Below are 304 nucleotides of genomic sequence, written 5' to 3'. Positions count from 1 at the left end.
GTCCACGGTGACCTTCTGCGACAGGTCACCGTTGGCCACGGCCGTCGTCACCTGGGCGATATTGCGCACCTGACCGGTGAGGTTGCGGAAGGCCGTGTTGACGGAGTCCGTGAGGTCCTTCCAGGTACCGGCGGCGCCCGTCACCTGCGCCTGGCCGCCCAGTTCGCCCTCGACGCCGATCTCCCGCGCCACCCGCGTGACCTCGGAGCCGAAGGCGGACAGCTGGTCCACCATCCCGTTGACGGTGTTCTTCAGCTCCAGCATCTCGCCTGCGACGTCCACGGTGACCTTCTGCGACAGGTCA

The 304-nt window shown here is 67.4% G+C and carries 1 protein-coding gene; it reads right to left on the bottom strand.

Annotation, left to right across the window (positions count from 1 at the left end):
- Positions 1-304, bottom strand: a 304-nt coding sequence (locus BIV24_RS30865; RefSeq protein ID WP_143064713.1) for a HAMP domain-containing protein, incomplete at both ends; no start/stop codon positions are given.

The sequence above is a fragment of the Streptomyces colonosanans genome, from assembly GCF_001866645.1.
Lineage (GTDB): Bacteria > Actinomycetota > Actinomycetes > Streptomycetales > Streptomycetaceae > Streptomyces > Streptomyces colonosanans.
The sequence above is the reverse complement of the archived record's forward strand: the minus strand, read 5'-3'. Positions and strand labels throughout refer to the sequence as shown.